This window comes from Marinomonas sp. HM11-D (assembly GCF_057626615.1).
The window spans coordinates 227,597-253,310 of the sequence record NZ_JBMMKT010000003.1; the positions used below are offsets into that span (position 1 = coordinate 227,597).

Annotated in this window: 22 protein-coding genes; 6 read left to right on the forward strand and 16 right to left on the reverse strand. The window is 48.4% G+C overall.

The annotated features are described in order from the left end of the window. Nucleotides 1–23: 23 nt before the first annotated feature. The 5 genes from ACOSVP_RS05620 to ACOSVP_RS05640 form a co-directional block, all read right to left on the reverse strand. A complete protein-coding gene (locus ACOSVP_RS05620) occupies nucleotides 24–980 on the reverse strand; it encodes an LpxL/LpxP family Kdo(2)-lipid IV(A) lauroyl/palmitoleoyl acyltransferase (RefSeq protein WP_487346509.1) in 957 nt (318 codons plus the stop codon). A 161-nt stretch (nucleotides 981–1,141) separates the two neighbouring features. Next, nucleotides 1,142–1,741 (reverse strand): hypothetical protein, encoded by a 600-nt coding sequence (locus ACOSVP_RS05625; RefSeq protein WP_487346510.1) that lies wholly within the window; start codon nucleotides 1,739–1,741, stop codon nucleotides 1,142–1,144. 1 nt (nucleotide 1,742) lies between these two features. Further along, nucleotides 1,743–2,048 (reverse strand): hypothetical protein, encoded by a 306-nt coding sequence (locus ACOSVP_RS05630; protein ID WP_487346511.1) that lies wholly within the window; start codon nucleotides 2,046–2,048, stop codon nucleotides 1,743–1,745. 141 nt (nucleotides 2,049–2,189) lie between these two features. Next, nucleotides 2,190–3,371: an AAA family ATPase gene (locus ACOSVP_RS05635; RefSeq protein ID WP_487346512.1), complete on the reverse strand. Its 1,182-nt coding sequence runs from the start codon at nucleotides 3,369–3,371 to the stop codon at nucleotides 2,190–2,192. A 184-nt stretch (nucleotides 3,372–3,555) separates the two neighbouring features. Further along, nucleotides 3,556–4,899, reverse strand: coding sequence for a DUF3422 family protein (locus tag ACOSVP_RS05640; RefSeq protein WP_487346513.1), 1,344 nt, complete (start codon nucleotides 4,897–4,899; stop codon nucleotides 3,556–3,558). Between the two features lie 200 nt (nucleotides 4,900–5,099). Between ACOSVP_RS05640 and ACOSVP_RS05645 the strand changes: the two genes are divergently transcribed. After that, on the forward strand, nucleotides 5,100–6,599 hold the full coding sequence (locus ACOSVP_RS05645) for a glycosyl hydrolase family 79 N-terminal domain-containing protein (RefSeq protein ID WP_487346514.1): 1,500 nt from the start codon (nucleotides 5,100–5,102) through the stop codon (nucleotides 6,597–6,599). Here the strand turns inward: ACOSVP_RS05645 and ACOSVP_RS05650 are convergent, their stop codons facing one another. After that, nucleotides 6,600–7,550 (reverse strand): LysR substrate-binding domain-containing protein, encoded by a 951-nt coding sequence (locus ACOSVP_RS05650; protein ID WP_487346515.1) that lies wholly within the window; start codon nucleotides 7,548–7,550, stop codon nucleotides 6,600–6,602. It abuts the gene before it with no gap. Between the two features lie 141 nt (nucleotides 7,551–7,691). On the opposite strand from ACOSVP_RS05650, the gene ACOSVP_RS05655 reads away from it, so the two are divergent. The 3 genes from ACOSVP_RS05655 (at nucleotide 7,692) to ACOSVP_RS05665 (ending at nucleotide 12,609) form a co-directional block, all read left to right on the forward strand. After that, entirely contained in the window at nucleotides 7,692–9,107 is a 1,416-nt protein-coding gene (locus ACOSVP_RS05655) for an acetyl-CoA carboxylase biotin carboxylase subunit (protein ID WP_487346516.1), read from the forward strand. 23 nt (nucleotides 9,108–9,130) lie between these two features. Next, on the forward strand, nucleotides 9,131–10,939 hold the full coding sequence (gene oadA, locus ACOSVP_RS05660; protein ID WP_487346517.1) for a sodium-extruding oxaloacetate decarboxylase subunit alpha: 1,809 nt from the start codon (nucleotides 9,131–9,133) through the stop codon (nucleotides 10,937–10,939). A gap of 206 nt (nucleotides 10,940–11,145) precedes the next feature. Next, nucleotides 11,146–12,609: a diguanylate cyclase domain-containing protein gene (locus tag ACOSVP_RS05665; RefSeq protein ID WP_487346518.1), complete on the forward strand. Its 1,464-nt coding sequence runs from the start codon at nucleotides 11,146–11,148 to the stop codon at nucleotides 12,607–12,609. Here ACOSVP_RS05665 and ACOSVP_RS05670 read toward each other — a convergent pair. Genes ACOSVP_RS05670 through ACOSVP_RS05680 form a run of 3 tightly spaced genes read right to left on the reverse strand, consistent with a single transcriptional unit; the run spans nucleotide 12,557 to nucleotide 15,740 of the window. After that, nucleotides 12,557–13,288 (reverse strand): response regulator, encoded by a 732-nt coding sequence (locus ACOSVP_RS05670; RefSeq protein WP_487346519.1) that lies wholly within the window; start codon nucleotides 13,286–13,288, stop codon nucleotides 12,557–12,559. The two genes, ACOSVP_RS05665 and ACOSVP_RS05670, sit on opposite strands and share 53 nt — an antisense overlap. Next, on the reverse strand, nucleotides 13,285–14,262 hold the full coding sequence (locus tag ACOSVP_RS05675) for a sensor histidine kinase (protein ID WP_487346520.1): 978 nt from the start codon (nucleotides 14,260–14,262) through the stop codon (nucleotides 13,285–13,287). Before ACOSVP_RS05675 ends, ACOSVP_RS05670 begins: the two co-directional genes overlap by 4 nt. Nucleotides 14,263–14,285: 23 nt before the next feature. Further along, on the reverse strand, nucleotides 14,286–15,740 hold the full coding sequence (locus ACOSVP_RS05680; RefSeq protein ID WP_487346521.1) for a TrkH family potassium uptake protein: 1,455 nt from the start codon (nucleotides 15,738–15,740) through the stop codon (nucleotides 14,286–14,288). A gap of 195 nt (nucleotides 15,741–15,935) precedes the next feature. Between ACOSVP_RS05680 and ACOSVP_RS05685 the strand changes: the two genes are divergently transcribed. Next, nucleotides 15,936–16,682 (forward strand): siderophore-interacting protein, encoded by a 747-nt coding sequence (locus tag ACOSVP_RS05685; RefSeq protein ID WP_487346522.1) that lies wholly within the window; start codon nucleotides 15,936–15,938, stop codon nucleotides 16,680–16,682. Nucleotides 16,683–16,734: 52 nt separating this feature from the next. On the opposite strand, the gene ACOSVP_RS05690 is transcribed toward ACOSVP_RS05685, so the two are convergent. Next, entirely contained in the window at nucleotides 16,735–17,142 is a 408-nt protein-coding gene (locus ACOSVP_RS05690) for a GFA family protein (RefSeq protein WP_487346523.1), read from the reverse strand. A 200-nt stretch (nucleotides 17,143–17,342) separates the two neighbouring features. On the opposite strand from ACOSVP_RS05690, the gene ACOSVP_RS05695 reads away from it, so the two are divergent. Continuing rightward, the gene (locus tag ACOSVP_RS05695; protein WP_487346524.1) at nucleotides 17,343–17,819 is read left to right on the forward strand and encodes a hypothetical protein; all 477 of its coding nucleotides are present in this window, start codon (nucleotides 17,343–17,345) and stop codon (nucleotides 17,817–17,819) included. Here the strand turns inward: ACOSVP_RS05695 and ACOSVP_RS05700 are convergent. The 6 genes from ACOSVP_RS05700 to ACOSVP_RS05725 all read right to left on the reverse strand — a co-directional run bounded on the left by ACOSVP_RS05700 (nucleotide 17,816) and on the right by ACOSVP_RS05725 (nucleotide 25,645). Beyond that, complete coding sequence (locus ACOSVP_RS05700) at nucleotides 17,816–18,949, reverse strand: GGDEF domain-containing protein (RefSeq protein WP_487346525.1); 1,134 nt, start codon at nucleotides 18,947–18,949, stop codon at nucleotides 17,816–17,818. The genes ACOSVP_RS05695 and ACOSVP_RS05700 overlap by 4 nt on opposite strands. Next, nucleotides 18,942–19,397, reverse strand: a complete 456-nt coding sequence (locus ACOSVP_RS05705) for a hypothetical protein (protein ID WP_487346526.1) — start codon at nucleotides 19,395–19,397, stop codon at nucleotides 18,942–18,944. The genes ACOSVP_RS05700 and ACOSVP_RS05705 overlap by 8 nt, the downstream gene beginning before the upstream one ends. A gap of 79 nt (nucleotides 19,398–19,476) precedes the next feature. Beyond that, complete coding sequence (fadA, locus tag ACOSVP_RS05710) at nucleotides 19,477–20,652, reverse strand: acetyl-CoA C-acyltransferase FadA (RefSeq protein WP_487346527.1); 1,176 nt, start codon at nucleotides 20,650–20,652, stop codon at nucleotides 19,477–19,479. Between the two features lie 24 nt (nucleotides 20,653–20,676). Then, the gene (gene fadB, locus ACOSVP_RS05715) at nucleotides 20,677–22,827 is read right to left on the reverse strand and encodes a fatty acid oxidation complex subunit alpha FadB (RefSeq protein WP_487346528.1); all 2,151 of its coding nucleotides are present in this window, start codon (nucleotides 22,825–22,827) and stop codon (nucleotides 20,677–20,679) included. A 276-nt stretch (nucleotides 22,828–23,103) separates the two neighbouring features. Beyond that, nucleotides 23,104–23,856 carry an enoyl-CoA hydratase-related protein gene (locus ACOSVP_RS05720; RefSeq protein ID WP_487346529.1) on the reverse strand — a complete coding sequence of 251 codons (753 nt, stop codon included), beginning with the start codon at nucleotides 23,854–23,856 and terminating at the stop codon, nucleotides 23,104–23,106. A 106-nt stretch (nucleotides 23,857–23,962) separates the two neighbouring features. Then, entirely contained in the window at nucleotides 23,963–25,645 is a 1,683-nt protein-coding gene (locus ACOSVP_RS05725) for an AMP-binding protein (protein WP_487346530.1), read from the reverse strand. Nucleotides 25,646–25,714: the final 69 nt, after the last annotated feature.

Genomic DNA, 25,714 nt, shown 5'->3' on the forward strand with positions numbered 1-25,714 from the left:
GCAGGTCCGACACCGAAATAAGCTTAGTAAACTGACGGATCGCCTTCGTTCGGGCGGGTTTTAAAGCGACGGTGTAGCCACATATATTGGGCTTTGTTGCGGTTGATCTGCTGTTCGATGATCTGGTTGCCACGAATCGCATCCGCTAATTCACTTTCACCAGGGAAGTTCTCTAATGGTGCACCGATATCAATGGTGTAGCCGTTGTCATCGGCATTACGCTCAACAAAGAACGGCAATACTTTGGCTTTACCCAAACGCGCCAGCGTTGTACCACCAGTGATGGTAGCCGCTTCTGGCACAGCGAAGAATGGGATAAACACGGCACTGGAACGACCAAAATCTTGGTCAGCGGTGTACCAGATTACATCCGGCGCACGTAGGCTTCGCACCATTTGGCGCATGTCTTTTTTCGGGATCAAGGCTTTGTTAGAACGCAGGCGGCCTTTGACCTGTAAGTATTCCATGACCGGATTATCGTGCGGACGGTAAACCCCGACACCTGGGTTAAATTGACCAAAGATACGGGCGCCCATTTCCAACGGCAAACAGTGTACCGCAAATAGAATCACGCCTTGGCCACTATCCAATGTTGCTTGGACATGCTCTTGTCCACTGATTTTCATATGACGCTGAACACGCTTATCGGACCACCACCAAGCGCTGGTGGTATCAAAAATGGCTTTGCCTGTTTCTTCGAAGTTACGCACCAACAATGCTTGGCGCTCAGCTTCTGTGGTGTTCGGGAAGCACAGTTCTAAGTTGCGTTTTGCAGTTTTCACTCGCCCCTTGGCGGATCGCATAATCAGACGGCCAATGGCTTTACCCAGACTCATTTGCCATGTCATTGGCAGCATCGACAGTAAACGGCCAAAACCTAGACCTAACCAAAGTCCCCAGTGTTTGGGATGAAGCAATGCTTTAGAGAATTGCGCTTGTTCTACCACGTTCAAATACACCCATTGAAAATTCGCCGCCATTCTAACGCAAAATGACGCAAAAATTGAGCGCCGTTAGCGACTTACTTGGTGTTTAGCACAATGTGGAGGATATAAGCGGATAGAGGGGCCGCCCTTAACCCCTTACTTGCTCTACGGGCAAGCTCTAGAAGTCGCTGCGCAAGGGGGGTAAGGGCAATTAATTAGGCAAATGCTGCCGCGAAGTTCTGTAACTCGCTAAGGTGTTTGGGCGTTTTAGGCTGCACTATGTCCTCATTAATTTTTAAAATTAACGACTTGAACACTTCGGAATTACTCTTCAAGCCTTGACTGACCATAAGCGATTCAATTTCTAACAGCGACTTATCATTCAACTTCAATGACAAACGTTTTGAGGCCTTGGCCTTAGCTAAATCAGAGTTCAATAAGGCTGCCAAGTTCTGCGCCGAATAACGGCCGCTACTTAAGGCATGCAGGTAATACAGCATCAGCGGTTTGTTGAAGCTGTCAGTCAAAGTTGGATCAATCTTCAACGACGCTAATCGTAAGATATCCAGATAATGAGCCGGCACTCTTAAATCTACAGGTGTCTTTATCTTGTTATATTCAGCCTGCACCGTTGCGGTTGATTGCTTGGGAATACTGACAATTTCGCCGCAAACATCGCACACACCTGCCAAGACATTTTTTACCGTTCCTGAGCCGTCACTAAAGTCGATATCTCTCAAAAGATAGGTCGCATTGGACAGCCCACAGCTTGAGCAAACCACTTGTCGCTTGTCGCCTTCTTTTACGATTTTCATATTAAGCACCACTCTCATGAACACTAATAAACATCACATCAGGCTCTACAAAATAGAATTTGATGTACCAATCTTTACCGTCTTTACGGGGCGTCAAGATATGCACATCAATGGTTGGAGCTCGATGATGAGGACTGACCTGGTAGTCATTGCCACGGCTGGATTTGATCAAATCAATGACATAGTCATCACTGAGCTGACCACATTGAAATAAGTTTTTGACATCAATTTTGGCTCTCACTTCGTGGTCGTAACAGCCATTTTCAATGCATTGAATGACTTGTTGCTTAATTTGCTTGAAACCCATAGCAGTCCCTTTGAATTATGTACGCATCCTTTCGTACATTCAACGGCTGTACGATTATTTTCGTACAAAACCGAATTGAACTTATGCTAACACTGGAGAACTGTTCACCCTTTGACGAAGGGCAGGAAACGATTTCTTAGGTTAAGCAGGCCAGTGCCAAGGGGGTAAATCGAGCATGCCAAAGGTTGGAATTTGGGTTTCGCCAAAGTCCTTTTCTAAACGAATCGAATGACACCATTCGGATTGCTCCAACGCAGCGATTAAGCGCGGCGCATGAGATACCACCCACACTTGGCTATGTTCGGCAGCAAAGATTATTAGACGTGCTAAGGCTGGTAGCAAATCAGGGTGCAAGCTGGTTTCAGGCTCGTTCAGTACCATTAATTCTGGTGGTCTTGGGGTTAACAAAGCCGCCACCCAAAGAATATAGCGTAAGGTGCCATCAGACAGCTCCGCGGCGGTCAGCGGGCGCAACAAACCATGCTGATAAAACTGCAGCATAAAGCGCCCTTCATCGGTTCGTAGCACTTCAATGCGCGCTCCCGGAAAAGCAAAATCAATCGCCTCATGCAAGGCCTCCGCATCGCCAATTTCAATAATGGTTTGCAACGCCGCCGCCACATCACGGCCGTCATGATGCAACACGGGAGTAAAAGTACCTAAATGATGCTGACGGGCTGGTGCCCCTTGGTCGGTACGAAAGTGATCGTAAAAGCGCCATTTACGAATCCGATCTCGCATAAAGAAGACTTCGGGGGCTTGTTGCGCATCGGCCGCGAGGTCAAACATGGAGTCAAAGCTGGACGCATGGTAAGACACCACCTCCCAGCTTCGCCCTGCGCGACGCTTAATCGCATTATCTTGACGATCTACCAAGGCCGCTGCGGGGCGGTAATATTCCCCATGCCAAATGGTTTCACGCATAATGCCAGGATCAAGCTTAAACAAGGTCGGGGTTCTGGTGGGCATAGACACGCCAAACTTGGGCAAGCCTAAGGCTACAGAATAGCCGTAGTCTTCCCCAGCAAAACCCAGCTTTAACTGACGCTTACCTTGGCGTGGTCCACCTTGCACAGGCACTTCCCCAGAGCGCATACGCTTGGAAATTTTCTCCGGCCCCGCCCAAAACACTGACTCCAAACCACCGTCTTCCGCCAGAGAGCGCACAATACCGCCCTCACCGACTTTGGCCAGCAAACGCAGGGCTTTGTAGAGATTGGACTTACCACTGCCGTTCTCCCCCGTCACCAGATTTAACTGCCCCAGCGGGATGGTTAAACTGATAATCGAGCGGTAGTTTTCTATAGCAATGGTTTTAATCATTAACCCGCATCCTTTCTCATTTGGCTAGATAAAGCGTCAATTAAACTATTTTAGTGAGTCCATAAAACTTATTGAACGATATTCCATGCGTTTAATTGGCGCTGACGCGTCGGTGGTGAGGAACGAACCGAGACATGCGCAAGCCAATTGAATTGCATGGGATAGAGTCATCTGAGGTAAGGAGTTAATGCTCCCCTTCGCCAATATCCATTTGCTCTTTAGCTAACTTTAAGAAGCGTTTATGAATGCGTCGTGTAGCCCACCAAACACCGCCGATCACTAGTGGTACAGCCAAGCCAACCGCTAGGCTTTTATCAATCGGTGCGCCTTTTTCGTAGGCAGCTTCGATTAAGTATTTGATCAAACCAATGCTGTAATAGGAAATCGCGGCCACCGATAGGCCTTCCACCGTATGTTGCATGGCGAGCTGAATTTTTGAGCGGCGATCCATAGAGGCCAGCAAATGCTGGTTTTGCGATTGGATCGACATGTCCACGCGGGTGCGCATCATATCGGACACACGGTCGATGCGGCGCGATAAGTTTTCTAGGTTTTCGCCAGCGGTTTTACAAGTGCGTACCGCAGGGGTTAAGCGGCGTGTAATAAATTCGCTGATGGTTAAGTGCCCAGAGACTTCGTCTTCTTTCAGGTCCGTTAGGCGTCGTAGAATCAGATCGTGGTAGGCCGCAGTGGCATTAAAACGGAAGGTGGTCGCCGCACGGGCCGATTCCACCCAAGCCGCCATATCAATGATTTTTGCCAGTACCGCCTGCTCATCCAACTCATCTTTGGAGTCGGATAGCTGCTGAGTCAGCTCTACCAATTGCTGATCCATTTGCGCCAGATGCTGGTTGTAATGACGCGCCAAAGGTAGACCTAGTTGTGCTAATAAGCGGTAGGATTCCACCTCGATTAAGCGCTGCACCATACGCCCCAGCTGGCTATTGCTCATGCCGCGGTTGTAGACGGCGATTCGGCCAAAGCCATCGCTGTGAATCTTAAACGTCGTCCACACCTGCGCATCGCCATTTTGTGGCAGACTGCCCACTAAGCGCATGCCTTCAAAGTAGGATCTCACTTGTGCTAGCTCAGGCTCTGGCTGATTGCGCGCATCTTCAATCGCCACATGAAACGCCGACACCACTGTGCCGCCAAGACTTTGTAGCCATTCTTTTGGCAAGCGACTGACGCCGGTATTGGCAAAAGGATCGTCTAGGAAGGGCACGCCTTGGTTAAGGATGGTGTATGACACGAACTCCAAGTGCGTCTCGCGACGAATGCGCCAATCTCCAAAATCCGCTTCCAAACAGACCGAATCATGGCTTGGTGGAGTTTGACCAAAATAACCATAGAGCTCGCAGAAGTGCTCAAAATCTGCCTGTTTTCGAGTGACGTCCAGCATCACCGCCAGATAACTGATACGGGCGGGACTTTTGATCACATGAAAGGGACGCGAATGCAGCTCAGCGTACAAAGCATCTCGCTGTTCGTGCATGGTCAATCCATAAGGGTTGGCAGCAGAATTCACAGGCAGCTCTCTTCTTACTTATAAGTTGTTATTAAATTTTCTAAATCATTGGCTGGATTGAATTTCATTGCAACTCTTGAGGTCGCTAACAAGCCGAAAATTGCTTATGGGGCGTTGAATCGTTCTGATTAGATCCTCTTATAACTTCACCTGAGTGTCATATTTGCTTGGCACACTGAGTAATCAGAATGGAGATTGTTATGGCCTTGAACCCGTTTCGCCGCTTAATCACCCCGCGCGCTCAGTCGATCAATGTGATCAAACTTGAACAAGAGCAGCCAATTCACCAAGTGGATCCCTGCTACTTGTCCTTTTCGATTGATATTTCTTTGATTATTGGTGGTCAGTGGTGGGAAGGCAGTAATGATTCAAGTCGCGGTCTTGGCACTAACCGCGTGCCGCCATTGGAACTTAATCACCCAAAGCTCAGCCAATATGTGGAGCATTTAAAACCAGCCTTTCTGCGCGTCGGCGGCTCCGAAGCGGACACCATCCATTATTTCTGTTCCCATGAATTGCCCCACGAACATGAGCCTGAACTTAGCGAAGCCATCTGGAATCGTCTGCTCAATTTCATTAAACAACATGAACTGAAGTTTATGTTTACGTTTAAGTACGGAGCCTTTGATCGCAAGCAACACGGCAAATGGAATGGCGCCGACAGCGCCGCCCTGCTGCAATACACCTTAGATCGTGGCGTCAATATTGATGTGTGTGAATTGGGCAATGAACTGAATGCCTACTGGGCGTTTCATGGTCTCACGGCTCAACCGCGCACCAAGCAGCTAGTGCTTGATTATCAACGCTTTATCAATCAAGTGCGTTTGCTAAGCCCAAACAGCCGTATCGCAGGCCCTGGCAGTGCCTTTTGGCCTTACTTGGGTGAAACCATTAAGTACATTTCCAATATTACCCCAGGCTTTTTGGAGCAATTGGAAGGTCAGCTGGATATTGTCGATTGGCACTATTATCCGTTCCAAAGCCAACGCTCGCCGATTCGCACCCGTACAGCACGTATTGAGAAGCTGCTCGATAAGCGCTCATTAGAGGATTTTGAGCACTTTTCTCAGCAATTGGAGCGTTACCGCAAGCGCCACCAACCGCAAGCCGAACTCTGGACCGGTGAATCCGGCTCAGCTCAATGTGGCGGACAACCCAAGCTATCGGATCGCTTTGCCTCCAGTTTTTGGTGGGCCGATCAATTAGGACGCGGCGCGAAGTTGGGGCAAAAAGTGATGGTGCGCCAATCCTTGATCGGCGGTGACTATGGTTTGATTCAGCGGGAAAGTTTAAAGCCTAACCCTGACTTTTGGGTCAGCTGGCTATGGAAGCGTTTGATGGGGCAACAGGTCTATCAGGTAAGCTGCCAGAACCCTGATTTGATTGTCTATTGCCACGGCGGACATAAACAAAACCGTATGACCCTGTTAATCATAAATATGACCAACAAGCCCCATCGCTTGAAGTTCCAAGCCTTTGGCTCGCCGAAAAAACGCTACGAGCTAACCGCTGATTCATTGACCAGCAAAAAGGTGCTGATCAACGGTGTGATTCCTAAGTTTCGCAAAGGCAAGGTACGTCTTAAGGATTTCCCCAAGTTACCCAAGCTCGACTTGGTTGCCCCTTATAGCATTAACTTTTGGACCTTTGCCGATCTAGAAGCCGAGGAAGACGCCCTATTTGGCGAAGACGTATTCTAGCTAAGATGCCGCGAAGCTGAATTGCCCCGAAAGGCAAGCATCCCCTTCATCACGCAGATATTCTAAAAACGCCTGCATCACTGGTGTGGGCTGCTTGCTGCTGGGGTAGACCGCACACCAGCTACGTTTGATCGGGAATCCCTTGATGGTTGGCATCACTAGAGTGCCCATTTTTAGTTCCGTAATGACGTTTGCCAGAGGCAGTAAGGACACCCCAAAACCCGCCAAGATTCCGTGCTTAATGGACTCATTGGAACCAAATTCTAGTACTGGCTTAAGCTGCAAGCGATGATCTTTGCAGAAGCCTTCGATCGCCCCACGGGAGCCAGAGCCCTGCTCTCGCTGTAAGAAACCTGCGTCCAAAAACCTCTGTGGCGTAATGTCATCGACCATCAAAATAGGATGATCGGCTCTGACGACAGGCACCAGCAAGTTATCAAAAAATGGCTGGCGACTGAGTAAGCGTGTGTCCGGCACTATGCCTGTGATGACTATGTCGTCTTGGTTTTGCAGCAAACGTTCGGTGGCATTGGTACGGTTCAGCACGGTTAAACGCACTTCTACTTGCGGGTATTTCTGCAAGAATTCTTTCAATAAATACGGCAGGATGATTTCGGCAGAACTGACCACACACAGACGCAGTTCACCGCGCAATTGCCCCTCTAACTGATACAAATCCATCTGCAGGGTTTCTAGATCACTGAAGATCTCACGCACCACTCGCTCAAGTTGTGCTCCCGCGGGCGTGACATATAGCTGTTTCCCTACATAATCAAACATGGGTTGTCCAAGTGCCGCTTCTAATTGCTTCATCTGCGCACTGACCGCGGGCTGGGTTAAACCGAGTTCTTCTGCCGCTTTGGAGTAGCTCAGCTTATGAAAAACCACTTGGAACACCTGCAATTGACGAAATGTAAGCCTATTTAAAAGCTGACCAAGCGTATAAACCATAACTTAACCCTATGAAATACAATAAATTTTTACCAAGTATAAGGTATTGCTTATGGTTTACCAAAAAAATATCAATTTTTTATTTTTGTAACTTTAGAATACTGTGAGCCACATGCTTGATTTGAGCAGATGGAGAGAATAATGCTGAAGAAAATATTGATTGCTAACCGTGGAGAGATTGCCGTTCGTATCGTTCGTGCATGTGCCGAAATGGGCATTCGCTCGGTGGCAATTTTCACAGAGCCGGATCGCCATGCCCTACACGTTAAGCGTGCCGACGAAGCTTACAGCATGGGTGAAGACCCGCTAGCGGGCTATCTCGATGCGCGTCGTATCGTCAACCTTGCCGTGGAAACCGGCTGTGACGCAATTCACCCAGGTTATGGTTTCCTATCGGAAAACTCTGAATTTGCTCGCATCTGCCAAGAACGCGGTATTACCTTTATCGGTCCAAAAGCCGACGTTATCGCCAAAATGGGTGATAAAACGCAAGCCCGTAAGAGCATGATTGCCGCAGGCGTACCCGTGACACCTGGCTCTGAAGACAACCTTGCCAACATCGACGAAGCCGTCGTTTTGGCGAACAGCATCGGCTACCCAGTGATGCTAAAGGCCACATCAGGTGGTGGTGGTCGTGGTATTCGTCGCTGTGACAGCGAAAAAGAGCTGCGCGATCAATACCCACGAGTGATCTCTGAAGCGACTAAAGCGTTCGGTTCAGCGGAAGTATTCTTAGAAAAATGTATCGTCGACCCAAAACACATCGAGGTACAGATCTTGGCTGACAGCCAAGGCGAAGCGATTCACCTATACGAGCGTGATTGTTCAATCCAGCGTCGTAACCAGAAGTTGATCGAGATCGCACCCAGCCCACAGTTAACCCCAGAGCAACGCTCTTACGTGGGTGAACTGGCAGTAAAAGCCGCAAAAGCGGTGGGCTACGAAAACGCGGGGACGGTTGAGTTCCTTGTCACGGGCAATGACATCTACTTTATGGAGATGAACACCCGCGTACAGGTTGAGCACACCATCACTGAGCAGATTACCGGTGTCGACATTGTGCGTGAACAGATTCGTGTCGCGGCAGGTTTGCCATTGAGCTACCGCCAAGAAGACATTTCGTTCCGTGGTTATGCCTTGCAGTTCCGTATTAATGCGGAAGACCCGAAAAACAACTTTTTGCCAAGCTTTGGTCGTATTACCCGTTACTACGCACCAGGTGGCCCAGGTGTGCGCACGGATACCGCGATTTACACAGGTTACACCATCCCGCCCTACTTCGATTCCATGTGTCTGAAGTTGGTGGTCTGGGCACTGAATTGGGAAGATGCGTTGGATCGTGGTGCTCGTGCACTGGCTGACATGCGTGTACAGGGCGTTAAGACAACGGCCAACTACTACCAAGAAATTTTGAAGAATGATGAGTTTAGAAGCGGCTTCTTTAACACCAGCTTCGTACCGAATCACCCTGAGCTATTGAATTACTCTGACAAACGCGCACCAAGTGAAATTGCCTTGGCGATCGCTGCAGCCATTGCTGCGCACGCGGCAGTTTAGGAAGAGAACGAGGAGAACACCGAATGAGCAAAGTACAGGTTACAGACGTTATCTTACGCGACGCACACCAGTCTTTGATTGCTACGCGTATGCGTACTGAAGATATGCTTCCTATCTGCGACAAACTTGATGCTGTGGGTTTTTGGTCTTTGGAAGTTTGGGGTGGCGCGACTTTCGATGCCTGCGTACGCTTCCTAAAAGAAGATCCATGGGAACGTCTACGTCAACTACGTAAAGCATTGCCTAACACTCGTCTACAGATGCTACTGCGCGGCCAAAACCTACTTGGTTACCGCCACTACGCAGACGATGTGGTTGAAGCCTTCGTTGCCAAAGCGGCGGAAAACGGTATCGACGTATTCCGCGTGTTCGATGCATTGAACGATCTTCGCAACCTTGAAACGGCGATCAAAGCGGTTAAGAAAGCCGGTAAACACGCCCAAGGTACGATCTGTTACACCACGAGCCCAGTGCACACACTGGACCTGTTTGTGGAACAAGCCCAAGCACTAAAAGAAATGGGTGCTGACTCGATCGCCATCAAAGATATGGCCGGTCTACTGACGCCATACGCGACTTACGATCTAGTGAAAGCGATCAAGGCGAGCGTGGATCTGCCACTGTTCGTACACAGCCACTCAACGGCAGGTCTAGCACCACTTTGTCAGCTAAAAGCCATTGAAGCTGGCGCTGAGCACATTGATACCGCGATTTCATCGTTTGCATCCGGTACAAGCCACCCAGCGACTGAATCACAAGTTGCCGCACTTAAAGGCACGCAATGGGACACAGGCTTGGATCTTGAATTGCTAACGGAGATCGCCGACTACTTCAAAGAAGTGCGTAAGAAATACCACCAATTTGAAAGCGAATTCACCAAAGAAGACGTCTCGGTACAGATCAACCAAGTACCGGGCGGCATGATGTCGAACTTGGCTAACCAGCTAAAAGAGCAACATGCGCTGGATCGTATTCGTGAAGTGTTTGCTGAGATTCCACGTGTGCGTGAAGACCTTGGCTTCCCTCCTCTGGTGACACCAACGTCACAGATCGTGGGCACTCAAGCAGTACTTAACGTATTAGCGGGCGAGCGTTACAAAACCATCACTAACGAAGTGAAACGTTACCTACAAGGCGGTTACGGCCAGCCACCAGCAGCGGTAAACGAAAACGTACGCACCAAAGCCATTGGCCATGAGCAGCCGATCGAAGGTCGCCCTGCAGATGCACTGGGCGCTGAAATGGATCGTTTACGTAAAGACATCGGCGCTTTAGCAAAGAGCGAAGAAGACGTTCTAACCTACGCTATGTTCCAAGACATTGGTAAACAGTTCCTAGAACAGCGTGAAGCCGGCACCTTGGTACCGGAAGTACTAGAACCGATCGCCGCTGCGGGTGCTGCAAAAGCCGCTGGTCCTGTGTCGACTGAATTCAAGATCGACGTACACGGTGAAACTTACCAAGTAGAAATCACTGGCGTCGGTGGCGATAACTCAGGTAAGCGCCACATCTACCTAACCCTAGATGGCATGCCAGAAGAAGTCTTGTTCGAATCTTTGAACGAGTACGACGGCGGCGCAGCATCCGGTAGCAAACGCGGCAAAGCCTCTGGCCCTGGTGACATCACTACGGCGATGCCAGGCAACATCGTTGATGTATTGGTCAATGTGGGTGATGAAGTGACAGCAGGCCAAGCGGTACTGATCACTGAAGCGATGAAGATGGAAACAGAAATTCAAGCCCCGATCGCCGGTAAAGTGGCTGGCGTTCATGTGGCTAAGGGTGACCGTGTAACACCGGGCGAAACCCTAATCGAGATAGTTCCACACTAACTTAAAGTGTGTTGTTCGTTCAGGGGACCTTTGGTCCCCTTTTTTTATCCTTAAAAATTTTAGGGACTTTGCTTGGCTAAATTATTGCATCCCTTCTAATATAAAACTGAATTTATTTTGAAGATTTCCTGATAGCTACTATCAGTCTTTATCAAGCCGCTGTTTAATCGACTATTCAGAAAAGGAACGTCGATCGGAGAATTAGGATGAGCTGGCGCACCAATAAACCCAATCCCTTTTTAACCTATGCCATCATATTGTTTTTTATTTTTGATGGTGCGGCTCTCGGCCTTAACATCTGGCTGACGCAACGGGTACAAGCTCAAACCGTCGAGTTGAACTTGGCTGGCCGCCAACGCATGCTGTCGCAGAAAATGGTGAAAGAGTTTCTCTATGCCCCACCAGGTGCTGTGACCCACGACGCCCTAAGTTCCTTAAGCCAAACCGTTGATTTATTTGATCGCACCTTGAGCGCATTTCGCATCGGCGGAGAAACGCTCGATACCAATGGCCACCTAGTCACCATTGAAGCTTTTAACCAGCGTAATTATTTCAATACTGTTGAAAAAGCCTGGGGCACTTGGGTGCCACTACGCCAAGATCTGCAGCATTACACCCAAATACCCACCGTCGAACTTTTCCTTCGTATCAATCGACAGTTCGATTCGCAAAGTGCATTGCTACTCGATTATATGAATGAGCTGGCCTTAGCCATCGAAACCCAAGCACGCTACGAAACCGGTCAAATACGTCTACTACAAACCATCGCACTGATTTTGGGCATGCTTAACTTTGTTGCTGCATTTTGGTTGTATCGCTTGCGCTTAAGAGCGATGGAAAAAGAGCAATCGCTGATCGACTCTCTTCTAAATGAAATGCCCTCAGCGATGGTATTCGCAGATGATCAGGGCCGCTTAATCCAAGCCAATCCAAAATTCACCAAGCTGTTGGGTATCGAATTCGATGTGGCGCGCGAACATAAGGTGGATGAGCTGATTATCCCTTACCCAGACAAGAAAGGCATTTGGCAGCTGTCTTACTTAGCCTCTCATCGCGCTATCGTGAAAGTAGAAAAAACCAGCGTCTACCAAGACAATCAACATTTAATCGTTTGGCGCATTGAAGATGTCAGTGAAGACTTTGCAGAGCGAGAGCAGCTTTCCAGCCTTGCCTACAAAGACCCCCTTACAGGGTTGGATAATCGCATGGCCTTTGAAGAGCAGTTCAACCTGCAAAACCAACTGGCCAGCAGTGATCAACTCTATGCTTTGATGTTTCTGGACTTAAATAACTTCAAGCAGATCAATGATACCTTTGGCCATAACAAAGGCGACATGATTCTCGTGGAAGTAGGCTTTCGCTTAAAACAATTTGCAAACCATCATTTCCACATTGCCCGCTATGGCGGTGATGAATTTATTTTACTGCTACAAAACATTAGTAATGAAGAACGCGCCATCGCCAAAGCGGAGCAGATCGTTGAGGCCTTAAAAGCCCCCTACTATGTGGGCGGCGAAACGCTCCACATTGACGCGAGCATTGGCATCACCACCTTTACTGGCAAGCAAGCCAACACCACCAAGATTATTTCAAAAGCCGATAAAGCCATGTACAAGGCTAAGAAAAATCATGATGGTTATAGCGTTCATCTGGTTCAGTGGAATGGTTAAGGCGATAGCCAACCCCTGGTGCATTACTGATTAATGTCGGTGTGGCGGGGTTGGCTTCGACCTTCTGTCTTAACTGAGCAATGTGCACACGAATTTTCTCGGTACTGCCAGTAAATTGATTACCCCACACCTCTCGACCAATCAGGCTGTAGGTGAGCACTTTATTAGGATTTTTCACCAACAGCTCTAATAGCTTAAATTCAATCGGTGTTAAATGGATGGCATCCGCCAAGTGGTCACTGATCACTTGGCGTGCTTCCAAATCAATATCCAAATGTTGCACACGATAACGTGTGGTTTCTGCTGGCGTCACCGCCCCACCACGTCTTAGGGCAACCCGAATGCGCGCCATTAATTCGCCGGCACTAAAAGGTTTGGCCACATAATCATCAGCCCCTAAATCTAATGCCGTGATTTTGTCGAAATCCGTGTCTCTGGCAGAGATCACAATAATCGGAAACTCCACTTGCGGCTTTACGTCACGAATAAAGTCATGTCCGCTACCATCAGGCAGGCCCAAGTCGAGTAGACAAAGATCCATATGGTGCGCTTGAACCAGTTGCTCAGCCTCGCCAATATGATCACTGTGGAACACTTCGAACCCAGCGGACTCACACAAGGTTTTTAAAAAACTTTGCATGGCCAAATCATCTTCAATAATTAGCACTCGTTGCATCATTGTTCCTTCCAACAAATCTCGGCCTCAAAATCATGGGCGTTTTGCTGATAACGAAACGCACCATTATGAAGCTTAGCAATGGCATCACAGATCAGCAGCCCTAACCCCGTGCCCGAATCGGCCCTGGCGACATTGACACGGTCAACATGATTACTCACTCGAATACAAAACTGCGACGACACCCGCTCCAGAGTGATGTGAAACGGTGGCACTCCATGTCGCATCGCATTATCAATGAGGTTCGCCAGCGCCACTTCGAGCAAGGCGCTGTCCCCTTTAATAAATTCCACTGCTCGCGTTATCTGAAAGGCTTCGTTTTGACGGGCTTTAGTGCGCGCAAACGCGGCACTGACGAGATCTTCACTGGGCAGATTCAGCCAATCATTGGTGGTTTGCAGATCACGAATACGGCTCAATTCCAGCATCTTATCGATCTGGTTTTTGAGGATTAAACTTTGCTGATAAATATTGGTCGCTTGCTCGCGATATTGATCCTTAGATAAGGGAATCTGATCGTCCATAATCAAACTTGATGCCCCCATGATAGTGCCCAGCGGTGTACGTAGGTCATGGCCAATGGAGCGCAGCAAATTCGCCCTAATGACCTCGCGCTCTTTTAGCCGTAGCGTGGCCTGCTTTTCTTGCTCGACCAGTTGATTACGTTGCGCCAGTTGCGCGATAAATACCCCGACCGCCAACATCACCCCAAAGCTTACGAAATAATCAAAGTTATGTACCGCCAAGGTGTAATAAGGCTGAACAAACCAGACATCGACAAACACCACACTGACCACGCTCGACAGTATGGCCTCCGCCTTACCGTAGCGAAAACCACTAAAGGCCACGCAGGCCAACCCCAGCAGCATCACATCGCTCACGGAAATAAAAGAGCGTAGCGGTAAAGCCATTAAAATAACGCCCGCAGGGATCAGTAAGGCCAACAGGATTCGTGACCATTTATTTGGGGATTGCACCAGCTGACTCCTTTTTGACTCAGTCATTTACGCCAAACGAACGAGGTAAAGATGGCGATCACGGTAAAATACTCTAACCTTCCCAGTATCATGGCAAAGGACATTAGCCAAGTCGCCCCATCTGTTAACGGGGCAAAATTGCTGCCCAACTCGCCAAAGCCTGGACCCAACACATTCAAACAGGCAGCGACTGCGCTTAAGGCACTCACGAAGTCTACCCCCGTCATCATTAACAGTAAGGTTAGCACTATGGTTGTGATGGCCGCTAAACACATAAATGACATCACCCCGTTACGGATTTGCTCGTTAATGGGACGATGTTGATAGCGAATGGTAAACACACCACTTGGATGCACCAACTGCTTTACCTCGAGCAAAATGGATTTAAACGAAATCACATTGCGCACCACCTTATTGCCACCCGCGGTGGACCCAGCACAACCTCCGACATAGCCAACGACCACCAGTAAGATCGGCGCCGCCCCTTGCCAATCGGTAAAACCAGCGGCCCCATAACCAGTACTGGTCATAAAGGACAGCACATGAAAGGTCGCTTGGGTAATGGTAGTAAAGGTGCCCTGCGTCTCATGAAATTGCCACAGCTGCTGCGCCAGCATAGCCGAGAATCCCAATCCGATAAGCAAGAACCAACGACACTCCTCATCTTGCCAGTAAAGTGCTATTTGTCTTGCTGCCAGCACTCGATAATGCAAGGAAAAACTAATGGCTCCGAGCGCCATAAATACACAGCTAATCCATAAAATGGTATCGCTGTGAAAATACCCCATGCTGGCATCATGAGTAGAAAAGCCACCGGTCGATACCGTGGTAAAACTGTGGGCAATGGCATCATAAACCGACATCCCAGCGAGCCAGTAACAGACAGCGCACATTAGCGTAATCAGCAAATAGACATACCATAGATAACGGGCGGTTTTCTTCACCCTCGGGGTCAGCTTTTCATCTTTAACAGGCCCCACTGTTTCGGCTTTAAGTAAACGCATGCCGCCAATGTTTAACATCGGCAAGACTGCCACCACAAAAATCACGACCCCGAGTCCACCCATCCATTGCAAAAACTGGCGATACATCAAAAAGCTTTTCGGCATGGCGTCTAAACCACTTAAGATGGTCGCCCCTGTCGTCGTCAGCGCACTGATGGATTCAAACACAGCATCGGTCCAGCTGACTTGTGCAATATGAAAAATAGGGATGGCCCCTAAGAAGCCCACCGTCACCCAGGTTAATACTGCGTATAATATGGCTTCTTTGCTACTGACCGAGGCAAAACGATAGCGACGCGCACTTAACAGCACCGCAATCGATAACCCCATGATGGCAACGGCGCTGTAAAAAAAAGTGTGGCCAACGCCATCTGCGAAGATATAAAACGACAACTCCGCAAATACCAGCTGCACTGTGCCCATCCATAAGGCGGGCAGAGCTAGCAAGCGCGCCATTAAAGTCACCCGAATCATAAGGCCTCATTCACTCTATCTTAGAGAGAAGTTTAAGAACTCTTGAATTAATTAGCTGTGAAGCTTTGCCCTAGGCTGTTAAGAAACTGTAAAGATATTAGGCCACTAAAATGAAACAGTGTGTTTCATTGCTTTTGAGCACTCTCTAATATAAATTGATATCCATTCTCAATAACAAGATTTAAGGGGGGGAATATGGCAAAGCCTACACCACGTCAACTTACAGTACTGCGCAAAGAATTTGTGACCACCAATATGCTACGAGTAACCTTGGGTGGTGAAGGCATGGCGGATTTCCCTGAAGATCAAGAAAGTGGCTACGTAAAATTAGTGTTCCCAACCCTTGATGGTAGCCGTTTAATGCGTACTTACACCATCCGCCAGCAACGCGCTGATGAATTGGATATTGATTTTGCCATTCATGGTGATTCTGGCGTGGCTTGTCACTGGGCCCTGCATGCTCAGCCAGGTGATGAGATCTTGGTAGGTGGACCGGGGCCTAAAAAACTGATCTCTGAAGACGCAGATTGGATGGTATTTGTCGGTGATATGACCTCTCTGCCCGCCATCAGCGTAAACTTAGCTCAACTGCCAAGTGATGCCCGTGGTTACGCCATTTTAGAAGTACAAAGCGAAGCAGACATGCAAACGTTAGCAAAGCCTGAAGGGGTTGAACTACGTTGGATCATCAATGCTCATCCTGGAGAAGACAGCCAATCACTGCTTGAACAAGTAAAAGCCTTGCCTTGGCTAGACGGCAAGGTCGCGATCTGGGCTGCCTGTGAATTCAGTTCCATGCGTGCCCTACGCGCTTACTTCAAAGAACGCGAAGAAGTAGATAAAGGCAATGTTTATGTGTCTAGTTACTGGAAACTTGGCTTAAACGAAGATCAGCACAAAGTTGAGAAACGCCAAGATCTAGACGAACACGAAGCCGCCTAAACACTGTTTATGTAGAGGTGCAGCGCTTCCTTGAGAAGCGCTGCACCTGTCTTTAAGGCTGTTTAGCGAATACCTTGACCCCTTCAGGAATCTGAAACCAATCTTGTTTTTCACTCACCCAAGCATGTGCGCTTGGCTGAATAATGCTGGTATCACTCAGATTGGAAGGCTTCAGTTTTATCGCCGTAGGGTTGGCTGGATCATAGTGATAAATGCGATTTCCGCAGGTTGGGCAAAACTTAGCAGCGGCCGTGTTACCACTTTCTGCGACTCGAGACCAATCCTTTAACTCCCCTTCGATTACTAAATCGGCCGCATCCACCATGGCGGTAATGCTAAAGGCGCTAGTTGAAAGCTTCTGACATTCTTTGCAGTGGCAAGCGACCACCATTTTAGGAGCGGCCAATAATTGATAGGTTACGCCGCCACATTGGCAACTGCCTGAAATTGGGTAGGTCACGGTACTTACCTCTTTGATAGGTTAACAAGGGATTCAAATTAACACAGGGGCTAAGCTTTATATAAGGAAGTAAATGTACTCTGTCTCAGTACGTTTGCAGAGAATTCTTAAGGCTTTGTAAAGCTTAGATTTGGCATTGCCTAATTCAACATGGCTCTATTATGCTAGAAAAACTGTCTCCAACAGGAAAAGGTAGCTCAATGAAAATAACGATACACAAAAAGCACCTAGGCTCCCTGTCTTCTTTATTGGTGTTGTCTTTGGTACAACCTTCAGCCAATGCTGAAGCCAATACGACAAGTAACTCGAATACGCTAATCTACGATTCTCAGTCTTCGGATGATGACCGTTCAAGCAAAAGCATTGTATTAAAAGCTGCCTATCAGAATCATGGCAGCCTAAGCACCAGTGCGGCACAAATCAAACACGTCGCTTACAAGGCTAATATTACTCAGTCGTTTGATGAGTACTATGTGGCTAAGAATCAACTGGAAGAGCACTATCAAGACAAAGTTGATCAAGTATTAGATGAATACGAGAAGAACTTAAAGCTGGCAGCCAATGTAGAGCAGCAGACCCAACAAGCGAAGCAAAGCGCTAAGTGTGTGTTGGCCGAACTTAAACAACAGCATCAAGCGAATCAAACCGCCCTTAAGCTGAAATACCACATCAGCTAAGCGTCTTCTTCTCCGACAAATTCGTCCACGACACGGTTTCGGCCGTGTTTTTTAGCAACATACAGCAACTCGTCTACTTTCTTGATCAATTCATCAACGCTGTACTGACGCTGCTCTAGCATATAAACACCGACACTGGTGGTTAAAATGCCCGCTGTGCTTTGTGGGTTACGAATATTCAGATCGCGAACCGCTTGCAGCATTTGATCAGCCAGTTCGACTACTTTGCCATGATTTTGCCCACGATTGATAATAAAAAACTCTTCCCCACCAAAACGAAAATGCTCAGCGCAGCTCGGTAATAAATCATTGATTGCAGCGGTCACATCGCGTAGCGCATCATCTCCCGCCACATGGCCAAAGGTATCGTTAAACTGTTTGAAGTGATCGAGATCGTAGAACACTAAGCTGACCGGACTGTCCTGATCCGGCCATTCGCTGACAAGGCGTTCAAGGCTCTCATGCAGTGCCATACGATTGTAAGTGGAGGTTAAATGATCAGTCATGGCACGGTTTTGCCAAGCCATTTTTTCTTCTTCGCTACGATGACCACGACGATGTTGTAGCTCTAGTAGCAACCACAACATGATCCCTAGAGCATAAACCGCCACCACACCGATATTCATCCAGAATTGGTTGCTTCTCGAAGCAATTAATGTGCGCTCAATCAAGTTGGCTTTAAGATCATTTTGACTGCGATTGACGGTACTGTAACAGCTTATAATTTGCGCCCATTCTTGGTACATAAATGGCGTAACTCGATTCTGCTCAATGGTGTTTCGGATCAGCATCAGCTGCTTTAGACTGGTGGACACACAGTCATAACGCTCAATATAGCGACCGACATTTAAATAGGCGTAGGACAGATCCAACAGAGCTAAAGCGTCTTCCCTTAGGACATTAACATTAGCGCCCTGCCCCTGAATTTGCTCAATAAGTGGCAATACTTCTAATAAGTAGCCTTGGGAGCGCTCCACCATGGCTTGATCGTAAATACCGTGATCGCGATTAAACATGGCTCGCAGGGAACCATCGAAACGGACATTGTTCAATAACACTAGGGTCATCACGACCACGATGGATAGCAGCATCAGACCCACAATACTGAGGGTACGGGAGGGCTTATTCATCCACCACCTCAATTTGCTTAATCATCCATACCCAATCATCAAACAGGGAAATATTTTTCGGATCTCGACCACCGAGATCCGTTTCGATCAAGCGTACAGGCCCATGATTGCGAATAGTAAGCGCTTCACCGTTTTCTTTTACCACTAACATCAACTTGCGCTGGTCGATATCGGTGAGTGTCAGTTCATAGCCATCGTAGGCGGTAAATCGTGCTGACTTGGCCGCAACACCCAGTTGTTGCTGTAGAAAATCGGTTAACTGGAAGCCTTCGAAGAAAATAGTCTGACGCCTAAACGGCGCATACATTTCGTGGGAGTAATTGGCCTGCTCGATAAGCTGTGCCGAAGTAAGTGTTACTCGCTGATCTTTGCTTAACAGTGTTAACGCTGACACCTTGCTGCTTAAAGCCATTAACCCAATACAGCAGAATACTAAAATGGCTTTCATCGATGCATAAATCCTTTTAAACAAGTCAGAGGGTGGCCATTCCCCTCTGACTTTGGTCGATCATATTACAACCACCTCATTAGACTCTTTCGAAGATGGTTGCGATACCTTGCCCCATGCCAATGCACATGGTGGCTAAACCAAATTGTACGTCACGCGCCAGCATTTGGTTCACTAAGGTCGTGGAAATACGTGCTCCAGAGCACCCAAGCGGATGGCCTAATGCAATAGCGCCACCGTTTAAGTTAACCTTGTCGTCCATTTGGTCAAGTAACTTTAGATCTTTTAACACAGGAAGGGACTGGGCTGCAAAAGCTTCGTTCACTTCCACCAAGCCAATGTCCTCTATGGCAAGTCCTGCACGTTTAAGCGCCTTCTTGGTGGCCGGCACAGGACCATAGCCCATAATGGCTGGATCGCAGCCTGCCACCGCCATGCTTTTTACACGTACGATCGGTGTTAAGCCCAGTTCATTGGCCTTGGCGGCCGACATCATCAACAATGCTGACGCGCCATCAGACAAAGCTGAGGACGAACCCGCCGTTACGGTGCCACCTTTTGGCATAAACACGGTTGGCAAATTCGCTAGCCCTTCGAGTGAGGTATCAGGACGAATCACCTCATCCACTTCTAGTAAGATTTTATTGCCAGCACTGTCATGACCCTCCATGGGAATCAGCTCTCTGGCAAATCGACCATTGATGGTCGCTTCATGGGCTTTTTGGTGAGAGCGCAGCGCGAACTCATCTTGCGCTTCGCGGGAAATACCGTGCATTTTACCCAGCATTTCTGCGGTCACCCCCATCATCATGGACGCTTTGGCCATATGCTTGGACAGTTCAGGATTGACATCCACCCCATGCATCATGGGGACGTGTCCCATGTGCTCCACACCACCGACGACAAAGATATCCCCTTGTCCGACCATGATCGCTTGCGCGGCGGTGTGAATCGCCGACATGGACGAACCACACAGACGGTTAACCGTTTGCGCCGCGGTTGTCACTGGCAACCCAGCCAACAGAGCTACCGCGCGGGCCATGTTAAAACCTTGCTCTAGGGTTTGGTTAACACAACCCCAGATCAAGTCTTCTATTTCCGCTGGATTGACCGATGGATTGCGCACCAATAACGCTTTAACTAAGTTGGCAGATAGATTTTCCGAACGCACATGGCGAAACGCACCATTTTTAGATTTCCCCATTGGCGAGCGGATCGCATCAACAATAACGGCATCATTTGCATTGAACTTCATAATGAGACTCCTGTTCCGATGGGATTAATATGGGTGGTAACGACGTTGCTGAGCAGCCATGTCACGCATTGCAGCGGTCGGCTCATACAACTTACCAAGGTGTTTATACTGGTCAGCTAATTCACAGAAAGCTGCCAACCCCATTTCATCCATATAATGCAACGCACCGCCTAAGTAAGGAGGGAAACCGATACCATAAATCAAGCCCATGTCCGCCTCCGCCGCTGAGGCAACGATGTTTTCTTCCAAACAACGGGCGGTCTCAATACATAAAGGAATCATCATGCGTGCAATGATCTCTTCTTCGGCAATGTCTTTGCTCGCACCATGCAATGTTTGTAATAGCTGTACCGATTCTTCAGACTTCAGTTTTTTCGGTTTGCCTTTTTTATCTTCTTCGTAGAGGTAGAAACCACTACCGGACTTCTGACCAAAGCGTTTTTGTTCAAAGAATAGATCGATGGCATTCTTGCCTTCGTGGCCCATGCGATCAGGAAAGCCCTGCGCCATCACCTGATCGGCATGAAAGGCTGTATCAATCCCCACCACATCTAACAAGTACGCGGGACCCATTGGCCAACCAAAGCGCTCCATGACCTTGTCGATGGCTTGATAATCGGCACCGTCTTTTAACAACGCCGAGAAGCCTGAGAAGTAAGGGAACAGCACGCGATTCACTAGGAAGCCTGGGCAATCGTTCACCACAATCGGTGTTTTGCCCAAGGCTTGCGCGTAAGCCACCGTCTTAGCAATGGTGGCTTCCGAAGTTTTTTCACCTCGAATCACCTCCACTAATGGCATGCGATGCACCGGGTTAAAAAAGTGCATACCACAGAAGTTCTCAGGACGTTTTAACGCTGTTGCAAGATGGGTAATTGAAATGGTCGAAGTATTGGACGCTAAGATCGCATCCTCACGTAATTGGCTTTCGGTTTCAGCCAATACTGACTGTTTGACCTTAGGATTCTCCACCACGGCTTCGACCACAATATCGACATTGGCTACTTCACCGTAACTTAATACTGGGGTGATTTTGCCAAGGCCTTGCATGGCTTTGTCAGTGCTCAGTTTGCCGCGCTCTACTTGCTTGCCAAACAGTTTACCAGCTTCATTCATGCCAAGATCCAAGGCCTCTTGGCGAATGTCTTTCATGACAATGGGCGTGCCTTTGGAGGCCGATTGATAGGCGATACCACCGCCCATAATCCCAGCACCCAATACGGCCGCATGCGTAATGTCAGCGGAGCCTTTGCTGTAGCGTGAGGCGGCTTTTTTAACCTGCTGATCATTGAGAAATAACCCCACCAAAGAGCGCGCTACAGGCGATTTGGCCATTTTCACAAAGCCTTTAATTTCAGTGGCAATGGCCTTATCAATCGGTTGGAAAATGCCCTTTTCAATGGTTTTGATGGCTTCCATCGGTGCGGGGTAGTGTTTGCCTGCTTTGGCTCCCACGACCGCACGCACTGCCTCAAAGATCATCATTTTTTCTATCGGCGAGAATTGCATCGGCGCACGCAACGCCTCACGACGGGCTTGATAGTCGAGCTTGCCCGCTAAGACTTGTTCCAGCAAATGTTCTGCTGAATGAGCGACCGCAGCCACAGAAACCACTGCGTCAACAGCCCCATCTTTCATGGCATCGTCACTGCGTTTTTGCTGTCCGCCACAAATCCACTCACAAGCATTATCCACCCCGATCAAGCGCGGCAAACGCACTGTGCCACCCCAGCCTGGGTAAATGCCTAACTGTGTTTCTGGCAAGCCGACTTTGGCAGAGTCCGCCATCACACGGTAATCACAGGCCAGACAGATCTCAAAGCCGCCGCCGAGGGCTAACCCATTGATGGCAGCAACGGTTGGGAAAGGAAGGTTAGCAATGGCCGTGAAGATGTCGTGCGCTTCTTGAAGCTTTTGCGCTAAGGCGTCGTCATCGAGCTGGAACCAAGTCAGAAACTCGGTAATGTCTGCGCCCACCACAAACGCCTCTTTAGCACTTGTGATCAGCAAGCCTTTGACATTAGCATCTTGAGCTAATTGACTGACTGCGTCGGATAATTCACTCAGTGCCTGTGCACCAAATTTATTGACCGAACTGTCTTTGAGATCCAGCGTCAGGGTTGCAATCCCTGCTTCGTTTGATGTCACTCGAAGCGTATTTCCTTCGAACTTCATAATCGCCTCCACCTATTATTTTTCTAGCATTCAAGCGTGGGTACGCCATTAGCGCGGGTATTAGATTTTGTTCTTTAAGCTTAGAGAGCTGGCGTGTTTCCTCAATAACAAAAAACACTCTGTTTAGTGACATTTTGTACCATCAAGCATTTCAACTGCCTGTTCTAGATACAAAAACGCCCTAAAAACTTTAGGGCGTAAACATGGTCGGAAGACCAAGGTGGAATAAGGAGTACGATTTCATACCAATGAAAAGTCTAGTCCAGATTCCGAAGATTACAATTCTTTGGCAATAAAGCGGCGAAACTGCGCTTGCGCCTCCTCCGAGACCAGTCGATCCTTGAAAATTCGCCCTTCGCGCATCAGCGCCATTTGAATGTCATCAATGGTGCGACACTTAAGCAAATCTTTGGATAAGAGCACCGCTTCAGTAGGAAGATTCGACAATCGCTGCGCGTAATTCTGTGCTAGGCCTAACGACTCACCAGGTTCACAAAGATGATTCACCATGCCCAGTTGATAGGCGGTTTCGGCATTGACTGGTTCGCCAAACATCAGCATTTCAAAGGCTTTTTGATGACCAACAATACGTGGCAAGAGAAAACTGGAAGCCGCTTCCGGCACTAATCCTAGTTGTGCAAAGGGAAACACAAATTGCGTATTACGCGCGGTAAACACCATATCACAATGCAACATCATGGTAGCCGCTACACCGACCGCCCAGCCTTCGACACAGCCAATCATGGGCTTTTTATAGCTGGTTAGAGCCTGCAAAAAGGACATGATGGAAGCCATCTTTTCTGGCGCGTGAGCAATTTCCAAGAAATCGTTGATATCATTGCCTGCAGAAAAGTCCGGCCCGACACCCGTGATAATGGTCACCTTAATCGTATCGTCCAGCTCGGCACGATGCAGTGCGTCACTGAGGGTCTGATACATATCGACGGTGATGGCATTTTTCTTTTCCGGACGGTTTAACGAAAGGATCTGAACACCCTGTTCTACCTTTTCGCTGATGTTCTCCGTCATGTTGTCCTCCGCAATGATTGATCAGCAAAATATGAGCCTAGCCCAAACTCACTCAGTACACTAGGCCCACCCATGCGCTAGATTAAGAAACTGCGCATTGTCTCAATTATTGCTTAGGTTCACGCAATGCACGACGAAGAATTTTCCCCACATTAGTCTTTGGCAACTCTTGGCGTACTTCGTATTTTTTCGGCACCTTGTAGGCAGCTAAGTTCTCTTTGCAGAAGTCATGCATGGCTTTTTCGTTAAGGGTAGCGCCCGCTTTAAGCACCAAAAATACCTTCACCGCTTCGCCGGTTTTCTCGTCTTCCACGCCAATCGCCGCGGCTTCCAACACATCGGGATGCTGGGTGATCACATCTTCGACTTCAGTTGGGTAAACGTTGAAGCCTGAGACGATGATCAAGTCTTTGGCGCGATCGACAATACTTAAGTAGCCATCTGCTTGCTGAGTGGCAATATCGCCCGTAATTAAGTAGCCATCGGGGGTCATAACCTCTTGCGTGGCTTGCTCGCGTTGCCAATAGCCACGCATCACCTGCGGCCCTTTAACACACAACATACCTGGCTCACCTAGGGGCACAGTTTGACCGTCTTCATCAATGATTTTTACTTGGGTACAATCCACCGCGAGACCAATGGTGCCAATTTGTTCTTGGCCAATCGGGTTAAACGCCACCACCGGAGAAGTCTCGGTAAGACCGTAACCTTCGGACACATTACAGCCGGTGACCTCTAGCCAGCGATCGGCCGCCGCATGGGTCAAGGGCATACCGCCTGACGCAGTCAGTTTCAGCGCCGAAAAATCCACTTCTTTAAAATCATCACGATTACACAGCCCTGAAAACAAGGTATTTAAGCCGATAAATCCGGTGAATTTCCATTTCTTCAGTTCTTTCACGAAGTTCGGCAAATCCCTAGGGTTAGGAATCAAAATAGAATGGGCGCCGTATTCCACCAACGTCATGGCATGAATCAAAAAGGCGTAGATATGGTACAAGGGCAGCGGCGCCATAAAGACTTCTTCGCCATCTTTGAGCAGATAGTCGAGACGATTCTTTAACTGATGCATATTAGAAATCAGATTGGCATGGGTCAGCATGGCGCCTTTCGCCACCCCTGTGGTACCGCCGGTGTATTGCAATACCGCTAGGTCAGTGCGCTTTAACTTAGCAATGGCTGGGGGGTGCTGTGCCCCTAACGCTAGAGCATCGTTCAAAGATACGGCTTGCGGCAAATGGTACTCGGGCACCATTTTCTTCAGGTATTTGACCACTGAGTTGATCAGCAGACGTTTGAGCAGTGGATGAAAATCCGCAATTTCCGTGACAATCACATGTTTGATCGTGGTGCGAGAAAGTACCTTTTCCACATTAGCGGCCATGTTGGCAAACACCACCACCGCCTTTACGCCCGCATCGTTAAACTGGTGCTCAAGCTCATGTGGCGTATAAAGTGGATTGGTATTGACCACCACGAGCCCTGCCTGCATGGCGCCAAACACCACCACAGGAAATTGCACAACATTGGGTAATTGAACCGCGATGCGATCCCCAGGTTTTAAGTCAGTATGCCGTTGCAAGTAAGCGGTAAAGGCATCCGCTTTCTGTTTTAGCTCAGCGTAGCTAATGGTTCGTCCGACACTGGTAAAGGCTGGTAAACCAGCAAACTTTTTACAGGCATGGTCTAACACATCGATGACTGACTCGAAACCATTCGGATTCAGTTGGTCAGGAATGTAACTGCCCGGCTCATAATCCATGGGTACCGCTACATCGTTGTTCAGCATACAAAAGTCTCCGTTATTGTCGTTATATGGAGAAAGTAAAAGGATCTAATTGTGTGATGCCATATAACT